Raw genomic sequence first — 15,266 nt, forward strand, 5'->3', positions numbered from 1 at the left:
GCACGCCCGCTAAGTCCTTGCTAACCAATCGGGTCAGTCCTAGCTTTATCTTACAAGAGCGGCGCATGCCGCCCGTAGAGGCCACAATGGCCCGCGACAGGGGAGAACGACGCATGAGGAAGTCACTTTTCCGCGTCACCGCGTCTGCATTGGCGATCCTCGCCGGTAATACGCACGCATTGGCTCAGGGCGTGCAGGTACCGCCTGCAGGCCAGGGCACCACCGCCACCGGCACGCCCGATCCCACCGACCAGGTGCCCGCCAATCCACCGGGTCAGCCGGTGGCCGAAGGCGACCAGATCATCGTTACCGGCCTGCGCCGCAGCCTGGAATCCGCGGCCGAGATCAAGCGCAATTCGGATGCATTCGTCGATGCCATCGTGGCGGAGGATATCGGCAAACTGCCCGACACCTTCGCCTCCTCCGCGCTTGCCCGCGTGTCGGGCGTGACCGTCAGTCGGGGTGGCGGCGAATCCGCCGGCGTCACCGTACGCGGCCTGCCCGATATCAGCACCACCTATAACGGGCGGGAGATCTTCACGGCGGAAGGGCGCTTCGTCCAGATCCAGGATTTCCCGGCCGGCACCGTGGCCGCGCTGGAGGTGTTCAAGTCGCCCACTGCCAATCTGGTGGAGGGCGGTATCGGTGGGCAGGTGAACGTGCGTGGCCGCCGCCCGTTCGATTTCGCCGGATTCGAGTTGTCAGGATCGCTGAACGGGGTCGACTGGGACCAGTCGGACAAGCTGTCGTGGAATGGCAACCTGCTGGTCAGCAATCGCTGGGACACCGGCATCGGCGAGATCGGCGTGCTGGTGAACGCGTCCTATGTCGGGCTAAACTTCCTTGATTCCACGCGCGAGCAATCGCTGGTGATCGGCACCTCGCCGCCGGCCAGCGGCTCAGGGCCCAGCGTCCGCTATCCCGATGCACAGGCGTTGTTCCTGGGCTATGGCGACCGCTTCCGTCCGTCCGCGAATGCAGCGATCCAGTGGAAGCCGACGCCCGAACTGGAAATCTATGTCGACGGCCTGTTCCAGGGTTATCGCGGCAAGGATTTCAATCGCTTCATGTTCGTCCCGATCTTTGGCGACGGCACCACGCTGACCAATCTGACCACCCGCGAAGGCGATCCAACCATCGCCAACAGCGCAACCGTCACCGGCGCGTTCCGGCCCGACGGATTTTACGGGTCGTTCAACGGCAAGACCGACACCTATCAGGTGGGTGGCGGCGTGATCTGGCAACGGGATGCGCTGCGCCTGTCGGCCGACGTCGCTTATACCGACAGCACCTACACGCTGGATGGCGTCAACATCGATTATGCCTTCGCGAGTTCGCCCGTGCGCAACGTGCAGTTCGAACAGGGCGATGATGGCGGGCCTAGCTTCGAGTTCGTGAACTTCAATGTGGGCGACCCGGCCAATTACATCAGCCGCGGGCTGTTCCAGGAATATCTTGAGGTCGGCGGCAAGGACATCCAGGCGCGAGCCGATGCACAATACGAGTTCGACGGCGGCTTCCTGCAGCGGCTCGACTTCGGCGTGCGCTTCAACGACCGCGATGCCAATCGCGATCGCGGCGCGCCGTACATCAATAACGAGGCGGCGCGCGTGCCGATCTCCTCACTGCCACTGGAATTCACCAACAATCCTATCGGCTTCGATTTCGGTGGCGGCTTCCCCGTCCGCTACTTCGCGGCGGCGAACACCAGCAGCATCCGCGATAATCTGGTGGATCTGCGCGAATTCTATGGTGCGCCGGAAGGACGCCCGGCCTTCAACCCGACAGAGAACTTCACCGCCAACGAGAAGGCGTATGCCGCGTATGGCCAGTTCAAGTACGGCTTCGACCTGCCCGGCGACATGCTGGTGGATGGCGTGGTCGGCCTGCGCGCGGTGCGCACCGAAACGCGCATCACCGGCTTCCAGCGGGACGAGACCGATCCGGCGAACCCCGTATTTACGCCGATCACGGCCGAGAACGAGTACACCGATTACCTGCCCAATGTCAGCGCGCGGATCGCCTTCACGGATGAGCTGCAATTACGGCTCGCCTACACGCAGACGCGCACCCGGCCGAATTTCTTCGATCTCAATCCGACGCTCACGGTCGGGCCACCGGTGGTGAACCCCAATCCCAACGATCCCAACAGCGCGGCGCGCGGGATCGTCAGCGGCAATCCGAACCTGACGCCGCTCACCTCCGACAATTACGACATCAGCCTGGAATGGTACTTCTCGCGCAGCGGGTCGCTGACGGGCGCGCTGTTCCGGCGCGATGCACAGGGGTTCATCTCGCGCGCGATCACCTTCGCCAATGATCCGGTCTACGGGCTGGTGCGGATCGATCGGCCGGAAAATACCGGCGATACCCGCTTCCAGGGGGCCGAGATCGGCTTCACAAGCTTCCTTGATCTGGAAAGCCTGCCGGAATGGGCGCGCGGGTTCGGCATCCAAGCGAATGCGACCTATATCGATTCTGCCGGCGATCTTGCGACGGCGCTGGCGGGGTCACCCAATGTCGTCGGGGAACAGCTGCGCTTCAACGGCGTGTCCAAATGGGCCTACAACCTGATCGGCCTGTACGAACGGCCGAAATTCTCTGCGCGACTGGCGTATAATTACCGTTCCGACTTCGTGAACTACTACAGCATCGAACCGCTGGATGTGGGCACCGACGGCAGCCCGCGGACCCGCGGTCTGGTGGAGCAGGGACGCGGCCAGCTCGATTTCTCGACCACCTTCACGCCGATCCCCAACATCACAGTGGCATTCGACGTGGTGAACGTGCTCGGCAATCCGCTGCAGCGTTATCGCCAATTCAACGACAATGGCGACGAGTTCGCGCGCCAGATCATCTATCTGGAGCGGACCTATTCGCTGGGCGTGCGCTTCCGGTTCTGACCGGAGCCCCACGCGGAACAACAATGCGCGACCGGCCAGCAGAGCCGGCGCGCCCCAAAGGAGAGAGCCGATGGCACCCAGACTGTTCCTTGCCGGCGCCTTGGCGACCTTGGCGATCGCAGGCACGCCAGCACAGGCGCGCGAGATGTGGACCCCGGCAGAGGCGCATGGCTGGTACGACCGGCAGCCCTGGCTGGTCGGCGCGAACTACAATCCCGCCAGCGCCATCAACCAGTTTGAGATGTGGCAGGCGGAAACCTGGGACCCGCAGCGGATCGACCAGGAACTGGGCTGGGCGCAAGGCATCGGCATGAACACGATGCGCGTCTACCTCCATAACATGCTGTGGGAGGATGACGCGGAGGGGCTGAAGCGGCGGATGGAGGAGTTCCTCACCATCGCCGCGCGGCACAATATCCGCCCGATGTTCGTGCTGTTCGACAGCTGCTGGGACCCGAACCCTGTCTCCGGCCCGCAGCGCCCGCCCATTCCCGGCGTCCATAATTCGGGTTGGATGCAGGCGCCGGGCGCCGCGCGGCTGGCCGATCGCAGCCAGTACGACAAGCTGGAAGCCTATGTGAAGGACGTCGTCGGGCATTTCGCCAATGACGAGCGCGTGCTCGCCTGGGACGTGTGGAACGAACCCAACAATGGCGGCGGCGGCAATTACCCGGAAACGCCCAACAAGACGCGGCTGGTCGCCGGCTTGCTGGACGACGTGTTCGCCTGGGCCCGCTCCGCCGATCCCACTCAGCCGCTGACCAGCGGCCTCTGGATCGGCGAGAGCTGGGACAAGCGCGACACGCTGGATGCGGTGGAGCGAATCCAGGTCAGCCAGTCGGACGTGAACAGCTTCCACGACTACAATTGGCCCGAACAGTTCGAACGCCGCGCCAACCAGATGCTGAGCTACGGCCGCCCGGTCCTGTGCACCGAATACATGGCGCGTGGCAACGGATCGACCTTCGATGGGTCGCTGCCGGTGGGCAAGCGGATGAACATCGCCATGATCAACTGGGGCTTTGTCGACGGCAAGAGCCAGACGCGCCTGCCGTGGGATTCTTGGAAGAAGCCTTACACCTTCGACGAGCCCACGATCTGGTTCCACGAGGTGTTCCGTAATGATGGCACCCCGTACCGGCAGGCGGAGACGGACCTGATCCGCCGCCTCGCCGCCGAACCGAAGGTCGCGCAGTCGGCGACACGCTGATGCGGCGTGCGGCAGCCGCGCTCGCCACCCTCACGCTGCCGGCCTGCGCCACGGTGCCCGCGGATGGCAGCGTCTTCGCCGGCGCCGATCCGGCGGCGCTGGTAGCCGACGGGCAGGTTTGGCTGTACCCGACCGGCGGCGAGGGCGCGCTGCATTCATGGCGCCGCTCGGCCGACGGCCAGTGGCAGCGCGGCCCGGCGCTGATCCGCCTGGACCAGATCGGCTGGATCCCGGCGGCGGAGCAGCGCCAGCTCTGGGCCCCGCACATGGCGGCGGCGAACGGGCGCTATTACTTCTACTACTCCGTCGGCCCGCAGGAGCCATGGCCCGCCAAGATCGGCGTCGCCGTGTGCGACACGCCCGCCGGTCCTTGTGCCGACAGCGGCCGCCCCCTGCTGGACGGCGCGGACTCCGCCAACCTCGCCGCCCGCGCTCGGCCGGAATGCACGGACGGAATGGAACCCACCGGATCGGGCCGCTTCCGATTTGAAGCGATCGATCCGATGGTCTTCGCCGATCCCGCTACGGGTCGCCACCTGCTCTATGCCGGGGGCAGCAACGGATCGCTGCTCCGAGTATGGGAATTGGCGCCGGACATGGTCAGCATCGTGCGGGAGGTACCCGTGGACCAGCCACCCTGCTTCACGGAAGGCGCCTGGATGCACGAGCGTGCGGGCACCTATTACCTCACCTACAGCTCGGGTCATTGGGATCGATCCGACTATTCGGTGCGCTACGCCACCGCGCAATCCGCGACCGGCCCGTGGACCTATCGCGGCACGATCCTGTCCAGCGCCGGCACCATCAAGGGGCCGGGCCATCACAGCCTGTTCACCGATCCTGTTACCGGGCAGGAGATGATCGCCTATCACCGTTGGGAGGGACAGGCCGGCGATGGTCCATATCGCAACGCCCGGCGGCAGGTCGCGATCGCGCCGCTGCGTTACCGCGCGGACGGCACCATCGTGCCGGTCGATCCCGGCGCTCCATAAGGCGCGGATTTCATTGATCTGTCACGGCGCTGACTCCGCGCAGTCACGCTGACGCCCTAGCGGCGCTCCTTGATTTTACCTGCATCAAGGACCCGCCATGTTACCACGCCACGCCTGCTGCCTGCTGCTGACGACTACCCTTGTCGCCACCCCGCTCTCGGCGCAGGAGGCGACAGGCGTGCCGCAGGACACCACGGGCACCGCGACCAACGGCAACGACATCATCGTCACCGCGCAGAAGATCGCCCAGCGCGCGCAGGACGTGCCGATCACCATCTCCGCCGTGACGGGCGAGCGGATCGAGGAACTGGGCGTCACCGATTTGGACGAGCTGTCGAACTACATCCCCGGCCTCAACATCCAGGAACAGAGCGCCAACAATCCCGGCATCGTGATCCGCGGCGTCACCAGCGATTCCGGCTCCGCGCAGCAGGGACCGCGCGTCACGCTGTATTATAACGGCGTCGACATCTCCCGCTCGCGCGGCAGCTACCAGTCGATCTACGACCTGGAGCGGGTGGAGGTCATCAAGGGGCCGCAGGCGACGCTGTTCGGCACGGCAAGCGCGGTCGGCGCGATCAGCCTCGTCTCCGCTCGTCCGCGCCCCGGCTTCTCGGCCGAGGTGACGGGCGGGTACGGCAATTACGACGCGACGCTGCTGACCGGCTTCGTCAATGCCGGCAACGACCTCATCGCCGGGCGCGTCGCTTTCGAATGGCGCAAGCGCGACGGCTATGTCGAGAACCTGTCGGACACGCAGGACGACCTCTATGCCCGCGACAATCTGGGCGTGCGCGCCTCGCTGCGTTTCACCCCATCCGCCGACGTGACGCTGGACGTGATCGGCACGTTCGACCGGCAGCGCAACAGCGGTACGCCGTTCATCAGCCGTCGCTTGCCGCCGGGCGATCCGTTCGGCCCCGCCAACCTCAGCGGCTCACCCTACTCGGCGGACCATTTGGGCGATGCGGAGCTGGGGCTGCGCCGCGAGGTCTACGACCTCAACGGCACGCTGACCTGGCAGCTCAATGACGAGATCGCCTTCACCACCGTCAACGGCTACCGCGAATTCGATAGCGACGAGGTGTTCGACGCCGACGGCTCCGCCGCGCCGTTCCTGGAGTTCGCCGAACTCGCCGAAGGGTGGCAGTTCAGCCATGAGGGACGCTTCGCCTATGCCGGCGACGTGTTCCGCGGCTCGGTCGGCTGGAACTACTTCACCGAAGACGGCAACCAGGGCGTTCCCTTCTCCACCGAAGAGGGGGTGTTCATCAACTGCCTGGTCGCCGCGCAAACCGGCAACCCGGCGGTGCCGGGCGTACCCTGTGTGAGCCCCAACGGCACGGTGCCCGGCACCGCGCTGACCGGCCTGTTCACCGGCGGCCGACTGACGGACCTTCCTTATACCTCCTATTTCGAGAACCGCGGGCAGAACGATGCGTATTCGGTGTTCGCGGACCTTACCGCCATCATGGGCCGGGTCGAGGTAACGGGTGGTCTGCGCTACCTGTGGGAAGATCGCCGATCGGGCTACACCACGAACGTGCCCGCACCCCGGCTCGTCGCGCTGCTGCCCGCGGCGCTGCGCACGCAGCTGCTCGCCGCGCTGCCCAGCCTCGCGGTGTCGCTGGTGCCCGGGCAGGTCGATACCGGCGGCCAGGTGTTCGAGGCGGAGGAAAGCTATGATGCGTGGCTGCCGCGGATGAACATCCTGTTTCGCGCGACGGACGCGGTGAACTTCTACGCCACCGTATCGAAAGGACGCCGCTCGCCCGTGGTGCAGGTCACCGCCGCCCGCGTTGCCGGTGCACCTATCCGCAACCTGCAGCTGGTGCCCGAGGAAACGGTCTGGAACTACGAGGCGGGCGCCAAGCTCGCGACCGCCGATGTGTCGGGCACGCTCGGCGTGTTCTACCAGACCTATGACGGGTTCCAGGTCAGCGTGACGCAGCCCGACGGCTCGAGCCTCACGCAGAGCGCCGGCTCCGCCAGCAATCTGGGCGTGGAGGCGGAACTGCAGGTACGCCCGACCGACTGGCTCAGCCTGTTCGCCAACGGCGCCTATATCGACGCGCAGATCGACGATGACGCCGCCTTCGCCGCCAATTTCGCCGGCGCCCGCTTCCGCCTCCAGCCCAAGTGGCAGGCGGCAGGCGGCTTTACGGTGGACCGCGATCTCGGCAACGGGATGCGCCTGTTCGCCACGCCATCGGTCACCTATCGCAGCAAGCTGTATTTCGAACTGCCCAACAGCGAATTGCTGAGCCAGGGGCCGGTCACGCTGGTCAATGCGCGCGCCGGCGTCAGCTTCGCGGACGAGCGGTTCGAGGTCGCCGGCTTCATCCGCAACGCCTTCAATCGCGATTACCTGCTCGACGCCGGCAATACCGGCGGCGGCTTCGGCATCCCCACCTTCATCCCGGCCGAGCCGCGCTTCTACGGCATCGAAGCCACCGCCCGCCTGTTCTGAAAGGACATCGACCCATGGACATGAACCGTCGCGGCGTATTGGCGCTGCTGGGCAGCGGCACCGCACTGGCCGTGCCCGGCGCAGTCCAAGCGCAAGCCAAGGTCCCGGCCATCACCTTCGCCCATGGCGTGGCGAGCGGCGACCCCGCCGCCGACGGCGCGGTCCTGTGGACGCGGGCGAGCGGACCAGCCGGCTTCACCGGTGACGTCGCACTCGGCTGGATCGTGTCCGAGACTGCCAATGGCGCGCCGGTGGCGCAGGGTGAGATAGTCGCGCGCGCCAGCGCCGACCACACGGCCAAGGTCGTCGTCACCGGCCTGCAGCAGGGGCGCGAATACCATTATCGCTTCACCGCGCCAGGCGGCGAGCAATCGCCCGCCGGCCGGTTCCGCACCCTGCCGGTGGGCGCTGTGGAGGAGCTGGTGATGGCGGTCGCCTCGTGCCAGCTCTATCCCGGCGGGCTGTTCAACGCCTATGCCGACATGGCCGCGCTGCCCCGGCTGGACGTGGTCGTGCACCTGGGCGACTACATCTACGAATATGGCGCCGACGGTTACGGCGCGGAGATCGGCCAGCGGCTGAACCGCTTGCCCGACCCGCCGCACGAGATCGTGACGCTGGATGATTACCGTCGCCGCCATGCGCAGGTGAAGGCCGATCCCGACATGCAGGCGGCCCATGCCCGTGCCGCCTTCATCTGCGTGTGGGACGATCACGAGGTCACTAACGATGGCTGGCTAGGCGGGGCGGAGAACCACCAGCCGGAGACGGAGGGCGACTGGGCCACGCGCAAGGCGGCGGCAATGCAGGCCTATTTCGAATGGATGCCGATCCGCAATCCGGAGGCGGGTCGTCCGCAGGAGGCTATTTACCGCGCGTTTGAATTTGGCGACCTCGCCACGCTGGCGATGGTGGAAACGCGGCTGCTGGCGCGCGACCAGCAGGCCGTGCCCAAGGGCGACACGCCCGAGGCGGAGCAGGTGCCCGCGCTCCTGGCCGTGCGCGAGCAGCCGGCGCGCGAACTGCTCGGCCCCGCGCAGCAGCAATGGCTGGAAGGTGTGCTCGCCGCCTCCGTCCAGGCGGGCAAGCCGTGGCAGGTGCTGGGCAACCAGGTGGTGATGGCCCGCGTCGCCGGCCCTGATCTGGAGGCGCAGCTGGGTGCAGAGGCGTTCGCGGCGCTCAGTGCCAAGATGCCGGAGGCGTACCGCGCACGGATCGGCCAGGCGATCGCCGGCTACCGCGCCGGGCTGCCGTTCAATCTCGACAGCTGGGACGGCTACCCCCCGGCGCGCGAGCGGCTGTACGACAGCTTCGCCCGCGCCGGCTCACGCCCGCTGGTGCTGGCGGGCGACAGCCATGCATCCTGGGCCAACAACCTGCACGATGCCGCCGGGCGACTGGCCGGAATCGAGGTCGGCTGCACCGCGATCACCAGTCCGTCCTACGGCTCGCTGCTGCCCGGCATCGGCCGGCTGATCGAGGCGGCGAACGAGGAGGTCGCCTTCTGCGACCAGGACAGCAAGGGCTACGCGCTGGTGACGCTGACCCCGGTGCAGGCGCGCGCCGATTACATCGCGGTGTCGACCATCCTGGCGCGGTCGTTCGAACGACGGGTGACCGCCAGCTTCACCGCGGCGGCCGACCGGGCCGCGCCCCTGATGCCGGCCTGATCTTCCCTCCGGCCGCACGCCGCCCGCAGCCCCGTAGCGGGCGCGGGCGGCATGTAATTGTTCTGCAGCAAACCAAACCTAAGCGCGGCGCCGAACACCACAGGGGAAATCAACCATGCGCCTTTCCGCCCGGCAGGCCCTCGCCTGCCCGCTGCTTTCGCTCGTCTGCGTTCTGGCCATGCCGGCCGGCGTCGCCGCCCAGACCGCGAGCACACAGGCCAGCGGCACTGCCACGGCGGAGGACGCGGATGCCGCCGGCGGCGACCAGAGCGAGATCATCGTCACCGGCACCGCGCGCGCGCAGCGCCGCTTCGACGTGTCCTACGCGGTGAACTCCCTGGGGCAGGAAGACGTGCTGCGCATCGCCCCGCGCAGCGTCGCCGACCTGCTGGGCACCGTACCCGGCATTCAGGTGGAGGCAACCGGCGGCGAGGTGCAGAATATCACCCGCGTGCGCGGCATCCCAACCGATCGTGGCTACCTGATCTTCCAGCAGGACGGCCTGCCGCTGTATCACGAGATCGATGGCGTGTTCTGGAACTCGGGCGACGGCATGAACCGCTTCGACCTGATGACGGAGCGGGTGGAGATCGTGCGCGGCGGCCCCGCCCCGATATTCGCCAGCAATGCCGCGGCCATCGCCAACAACATCACCGTCACCGGCGGGGCCGAGATGCGCGGCCGGGCGCAGGTGACGATCGGCGATACCGGTCTCTACCGGCTGGATGCGGTGCAGTCCGGCCCGCTGTCGGACGACACCACCTTCGCCATCGGCGGCTTCATTCGCCAGCATGACGGCTATCGCGACGCAGGTTTCCCCAGCGACAAGGGCGGGCAGATCCGCGCCAATCTGCGCCACGACCTCGACAACGGCTTCGTCCGCGTCACCGGCATGTATGTGAACGACCGCAACTCGTTCTACCTGCCGATCCCCGTCGCCGATCCGCGCGATCCCTCGGTCTCGCTCGATCCCTATATCGACTATCACGAGGGCACGCTGAGCTCGCCGTCGTTACGCGGCGTCAACGTCAAGTATCGTGACGGCGCGGGCGTGGTGCAGAGCATGCGGCGCGACCTCGCAGATGGCCGCCACATGCGGTTCGGCAATGTGGGCCTGCAATGGCAGGCGGATTTCGACGGTTGGCTGGTGTCCGCACTGGCGGGCTACACATCGGGTAAGAGCAGCTTCGATGCGTTCTATTCCACCACCAACCCGGTTGATGCCGACACCTTCGCCGCCGGTTACCGCACTGCCGCCAACACCGCCTTCGGCACCGCGGCGAACCCGGTCGCCTCGCTGCGCTACGCCATCGCCGGTACCAATGGCGCGACGCCCTATGACCCCGACGCCACGTCAGGCCTGGTCCTGTCGGGTCAGTACCGCGCGGTGGAATCGGACTTCTATTCCGCGCAGGGCGACCTCAGCGTGACCCGCCGTTTCGATACCGGCTTCGGCTCGCATGATCTGCGCGTCGGCACGTACACCTCGTTCTACGGCGTCGACAATGTGACCGCTTACCAGGACATGCTGATCGAGCTGCGCAGCCGGCCGCGCACGCTGGACCTGCTGGCCTATTCGGCAACCGGCCAGGTGCTGGGCTCCGTCACCGACAACGGCGTGCTGCGCTACACCACAACGCTTAATTCGGGTGATGGCGATGCCAAGATGATCGCCTTCTACGCCAACGACACGTGGGACGTGACGGATGGGCTGCGGATCGATGCCGGCATCCGCCAGGAATGGTACGACATGGACGGCATCGCGCTGCTGTCCGAAGCGACCAATTTGGGCGACCCCACGACGCTGGCTGACAACACCACCCGCGCCTTCAGCGGGGCGATCATCACCAACCAGCTCAAGCCGAGCGCGACCAACTGGACGGTGGGCGCGAATTACGACTTCACGCCCAGCCTCGGCGTCTATGCCCGCGCCTCCACGCTGGAAGTGCCGCCGAACCTCGGCACGGTGACCAGCGCGCAGCCCAACATCGTGCCGACCAAGGCGCGGCAGTACGAATTCGGCGTGAAGGCCGCGTTCGGCCGCAACTACCTCTACGCCACCGGCTTCTACACGCAGTTCGACCCGTTCAACGCATCGTTCGTAGCGTTCAACCCGGAGACCGGCCGCAACGACCAGCCTGTGCCCTTCGTAGGTGAAGCGCAGGTGCTGGGTGCGGAAGTCGATGGGCGCTTCGCCCCGACGGACTGGTTCGCGCTGGTCGGCTCCGTCACTTACCAGGAGCCGGAATACCGCAACCTGGAAAACAGCGCGGGTGCGGACCCGGGCGCGGTGAACGGCAATCAGATCATCCGCGAACCCAAGTTCTTCGGCAATCTGCGCCCGACCGTCACGATGGATGTCGGCCGGGGACAGCTGGAGCTGTATGGCCGGTTCGACTGGGTGGGCCGGCGCTATGTCGACCTGTTCAATCGGACCCGCCTGCCAGCCTACCAGACGCTGGGCCTGGGCGCGACGCTGACGGTGGACGAATGGCGGTTCCAAGTGGTGGGCGACAACATCACCAATGCCCGCGGCCTGACGGAGGGCAATCCGCGCACCGACCAGTTGGGCGGGCAGGGATCGTCCGACGCGATCTATGGTCGGCCGCTGTTCGGCCGCAATGTCCGCTTCATCCTCAGCCGGAGCTGGTGATTGATGGGGCAGCCCGCCGCCTTCCTGCTCGGTCTCGCCATCGCTGCCGCCATGCCCATCGGGTCAACGGCGGCGCAGGATCCGGCGGGCTACACCGCGCCGTTCGCCGACACGCTTGCGACGCGGGTGTTCCCCTTCCTCGCGATGCTGGAGGCTGCGCCCGGCTGGGCGGCGGCGATGCAGGCCGACCTGACCTTGCGCGCCATCGCCGCCGCGCGGGCCGCGCGCATGCCCGCAGCGGATTGCACCTCCGCACCGCGCTGCCTGACGGATGCCTGGCTGTGGACGGAGGCGGAGATCGCCATTGTCGGCGAGCGACTGGGCGCACTCGCCACCCGCCCGAACCTCGCCGCCGCGCTGGTGACCGGGCAGATGCGCCCCTCCGGCCGATTCGCGGCCCATTCGGCGCTGGATGATGCGGCACTGGTGCAGCGCGCCTGGGCCGATGTGGCGGCGGCGATGAACCGGGTGATCGCCGTCTATGGCCAAGGGGCGGAGCCGCGCTATCCGAAGATCGACGCGATGATCTTCGATGCGAACTCCGCTGATTTCACTGCCGTGCTGCGCGCCCACGGTGTCGCCACTGCGGCGCTGGTGCATGACGAGGCGCCGTTCTTCGCAGCCACGTTGGATTACGCCACCGGCCTGCTGCGCATGAACGAGCGGATGGAGGCCGGCAGCTTCCGCCCCTTGCTCAGCGGCGAGAACGCCAGCGCCGTGGCGGCGGTGCACAGCTTCGACTGGACGGGGCACGATCACACCGCGCTGCTGGTATTCGGCCACGGGCCGGAGGACGCACAATCGCGTACCGGCGTGCTCGCCTACATCCGCATGCGCATCGCGGCCGCGCTGTTCCACCGTGGCCTAGCCCCGTTCATCATCGTGTCGGGCGGCAACGTCCACCCCAACCGCACGCCGTTCAACGAGGCGATAGAGATGAAGCGGATACTGGTCGCCGAACATGGCGTACCGGCGGATCGCATCCTCATTGAACCTCATGCCCGCCACACCACCACCAACACCCGGAACACGGCGCGGCTGCTGCTGGCGGCAGGCTTCCCGGCGGATCGGCCGGCGCTGATCGTGTCGGACCACCAGACGATCCAGTATATCGGCAGCCCGCTGCTGCAGGAGCGCAGCCTAGCGGAAATGGGGGTCCAGCCCGGCCGCATCGGACCCAACCCCGACCCCGACTCTGCCCGCTTCACGCTGACCTTCCTGCCCGACCCGGTTGCCTTCCATGTCGAAGCGGCCGACCCGCTCGATCCATGAGGCTGTTCCTGCTCGCGGCAGTGGCCGCCTTCCTACCTCTGCCTGTCGCTGCTCAGGACGCGCCCGGCCTGCTGGTCGATCCGTTCGTCGGCACGCTGGCCGATTTCGGGCAGCTGAGCCCGGCGGCGGTCGCGCCCTACGGCATGGTCCAGCTCGGTCCCGATACGGTGCCCGCCAACCATGCCGGCTACGACTTCGCCGCGGATCAGCTCGCCGGCTTCTCCCACACGCGCGGTGTCGGCGTCGGCTGCGGCGGGGCAGGCGGCGATGTGCGGGTCATGCTCGGCTATGCGGGCGACGCCACCCCGCAGCGCATGGACAAGGCGAGCGAGGCGGCACATGCCGGCGCTTACCGCGTCAGCTACGGCCCCGGAATCCTCGCCGAACTAACCGCCACGCGCGGCGCGGGCGCGATCCGCTTCACCGTGCCGCGCGCCGGCACGGTCGATGTCACAATCCGCTACGACCGGGGCTATTCCAGGCGGCTGGCGCAAAGCTGGCAGGCGAGCGACAACGGCGACCTGCTGGCGAGCTTTTCCGCCGGCACAGTGTGCGACGAGGGCGCCTACCACCTCCACTCCGCCTCCCGCGTGCTGCACCGGGGGCATCCTACGGACGGCACCTGGCGCACGGGGGCGGACGGGCAGGCGGTGCTGTCGCTGCAGGTCGCCGCGGGGGACACCGTGGAGGTGCGCACCGGCCTCTCCTCCATCGACCCGGCCGCTGCCGCCGATGTCCGCCGGGCGGAGCTGCTGGATCGCGCCTTCGACCGCATCGCCGCGGGCACGCTGGCGGCTTGGAACACGGAGCTCGGCCGGCTGACGATCACCGGTGACCGCCGGCAACAGGCGCTGTTCTATACTTCGCTGTACCGGGTGATGCAGACGCCGGTGGCGATCGCTGACCCGGACGGGCGCTATCGTGGAAGCGACGGGCAGGTCGCGCAGCTGCCGGCGGGCGAGCAGCACTACACTAGCTGGGCGCTATGGGACAATTACCGCACCCAGCTGCCGTTGCTGGCCCTGATTGATCCACCGCGCGCGGGCGCCATCGCCCGCTCGCTGGTGCGACTGTACCAGTCAGGCAAGCAGCGCTGGTCGACCTCGACCGAACCGTTCCTGTCCGTGCGCACCGAACATGCCGGCATCGTGCTGCTCGATTTTTGGCGCAAAGGGATCACCGATTTCGATGCCGAGGCGGCGCTCGCCGGCATGATCGCCGAGAGCGCGACGCTGGCCCGCGCCACGCCCGACGAGCAGATCGAGGCCGCGTATGACGACTGGGCCATCGCCGAACTCGCCGCCGATCTCGGGCAGCAGGATGTTGCCGACCGTTTCCGTCGACAGGCGCTGTCCTACCGCGAGATGTGGCGGCAGACCTTCCGCGACTTGGGCGATGACGCCGACATCGTAAAGGCTCGCGGGCTGTATCAGGGCACGCTGGCGCAGTATCGCTGGGCCCCGGTGTTCGACCTGCCTTGGCTCGCCGAGACGCTCGGCCCCCGCTTCCTGCCGGAGCTGGAGCAGTTCTTCGCCCGCAACCTGTTCAACATGACCAACCAGCCGGACATCCACGTCCCCTACCTGTTCGCGTGGGCCGACCGCCCGCAGGAGACGGCGCGGATCGTCGACCGATACCTCACGCGCCCGGTGCCGCACCGCTACACCAATGCGGGCGTGCGGCCCCAGCCGTGGGTCGGCCACAGCTTCGCGCTGGCGCCACAGGGATTTGCCGACGGAATGGACGACGATGCAGGCACGATGACCGCCTGGTATGTCTGGGCGATGCTGGGCCTCTATCCGCTGACGCCGGGGGAGCCGCGCTACCTCGCCACCACACCCCACACGCCGGCGGCCACACTGCGTCCGGTCGATGCCGAGCCGATCCGCTTCGGCCGTGCGGCCTCAGACGGGTTGCTGGTAAACGATCGCGCGGTGACCACACGCTTCATCGACCATGCCGAGCTGGTTGGGGAGAAGTGAGGAAGGTGGAGCGGGTAGCGGGAATCGAACCCGCATAGCCAGCTTGGAAGGCTGGAGCTTTACCACTAAGCTATACCCGCCCGCTCACCTGCGCAGATGCCACCTGTCTGCCGT

8 protein-coding genes and 1 tRNA gene are annotated in these 15,266 nt (G+C 67.2%); 8 read left to right on the plus strand and 1 reads right to left on the minus strand.

The genetic code is table 11. The features are described from left to right. Nucleotides 1-113 precede the first annotated feature (113 nt). The 8 genes from V5740_RS10290 (at nucleotide 114) to V5740_RS10325 (ending at nucleotide 15,152) form a co-directional block, all read left to right on the plus strand. Nucleotides 114-2,903, plus strand: a complete 2,790-nt coding sequence (locus V5740_RS10290) for a TonB-dependent receptor (protein WP_347302391.1) — start codon at nucleotides 114-116, stop codon at nucleotides 2,901-2,903. Between the two features lie 70 nt (nucleotides 2,904-2,973). Then, the gene (locus V5740_RS10295) at nucleotides 2,974-4,113 is read left to right on the plus strand and encodes a cellulase family glycosylhydrolase (RefSeq protein WP_347302392.1); all 1,140 of its coding nucleotides are present in this window, start codon (nucleotides 2,974-2,976) and stop codon (nucleotides 4,111-4,113) included. Continuing rightward, on the plus strand, nucleotides 4,113-5,105 hold the full coding sequence (locus V5740_RS10300) for a family 43 glycosylhydrolase (RefSeq protein WP_347302393.1): 993 nt from the start codon (nucleotides 4,113-4,115) through the stop codon (nucleotides 5,103-5,105). The genes V5740_RS10295 and V5740_RS10300 overlap by 1 nt, the downstream gene beginning before the upstream one ends. Before the next feature lie 97 nt (nucleotides 5,106-5,202). Continuing rightward, on the plus strand, nucleotides 5,203-7,575 hold the full coding sequence (locus V5740_RS10305) for a TonB-dependent receptor (protein WP_347302394.1): 2,373 nt from the start codon (nucleotides 5,203-5,205) through the stop codon (nucleotides 7,573-7,575). 14 nt (nucleotides 7,576-7,589) lie between these two features. Further along, nucleotides 7,590-9,245, plus strand: coding sequence for an alkaline phosphatase D family protein (locus V5740_RS10310; RefSeq protein ID WP_347302395.1), 1,656 nt, complete (start codon nucleotides 7,590-7,592; stop codon nucleotides 9,243-9,245). A 115-nt stretch (nucleotides 9,246-9,360) separates the two neighbouring features. Next, on the plus strand, nucleotides 9,361-11,898 hold the full coding sequence (locus tag V5740_RS10315; RefSeq protein ID WP_347302396.1) for a TonB-dependent receptor: 2,538 nt from the start codon (nucleotides 9,361-9,363) through the stop codon (nucleotides 11,896-11,898). A 3-nt stretch (nucleotides 11,899-11,901) separates the two neighbouring features. After that, a complete protein-coding gene (locus V5740_RS10320; RefSeq protein WP_347302397.1) occupies nucleotides 11,902-13,170 on the plus strand; it encodes a YdcF family protein in 1,269 nt (422 codons plus the stop codon). Then, nucleotides 13,167-15,152, plus strand: coding sequence for a glycoside hydrolase domain-containing protein (locus V5740_RS10325; RefSeq protein ID WP_347302398.1), 1,986 nt, complete (start codon nucleotides 13,167-13,169; stop codon nucleotides 15,150-15,152). The genes V5740_RS10320 and V5740_RS10325 overlap by 4 nt, the downstream gene beginning before the upstream one ends. Nucleotides 15,153-15,158: 6 nt before the next feature. On the opposite strand, the gene V5740_RS10330 is transcribed toward V5740_RS10325, so the two are convergent. After that, nucleotides 15,159-15,232 (minus strand) — tRNA-Gly (locus V5740_RS10330). Between the last annotated feature and the right edge of the window lie 34 nt (nucleotides 15,233-15,266).

Source organism: Croceibacterium sp. TMG7-5b_MA50 (assembly GCF_039830145.1).
GTDB lineage: Bacteria > Pseudomonadota > Alphaproteobacteria > Sphingomonadales > Sphingomonadaceae > Croceibacterium.

Bases quoted from the DNA above. Each gene is read 5' to 3' on its own strand.
- V5740_RS10290 (WP_347302391.1), top strand. From the start codon at position 114: ATGAGGAAGTCACTTTTCCGCGTCACCGCGTCTGCATTGGCGATCCTC.
- V5740_RS10295 (WP_347302392.1), top strand. From the start codon at position 2,974: ATGGCACCCAGACTGTTCCTTGCCGGCGCCTTGGCGACCTTGGCGATC.
- V5740_RS10300 (WP_347302393.1), top strand. From the start codon at position 4,113: ATGCGGCGTGCGGCAGCCGCGCTCGCCACCCTCACGCTGCCGGCCTGC.
- V5740_RS10305 (WP_347302394.1), top strand. From the start codon at position 5,203: ATGTTACCACGCCACGCCTGCTGCCTGCTGCTGACGACTACCCTTGTC.
- V5740_RS10310 (WP_347302395.1), top strand. From the start codon at position 7,590: ATGGACATGAACCGTCGCGGCGTATTGGCGCTGCTGGGCAGCGGCACC.
- V5740_RS10315 (WP_347302396.1), top strand. From the start codon at position 9,361: ATGCGCCTTTCCGCCCGGCAGGCCCTCGCCTGCCCGCTGCTTTCGCTC.
- V5740_RS10320 (WP_347302397.1), top strand. From the start codon at position 11,902: ATGGGGCAGCCCGCCGCCTTCCTGCTCGGTCTCGCCATCGCTGCCGCC.
- V5740_RS10325 (WP_347302398.1), top strand. From the start codon at position 13,167: ATGAGGCTGTTCCTGCTCGCGGCAGTGGCCGCCTTCCTACCTCTGCCT.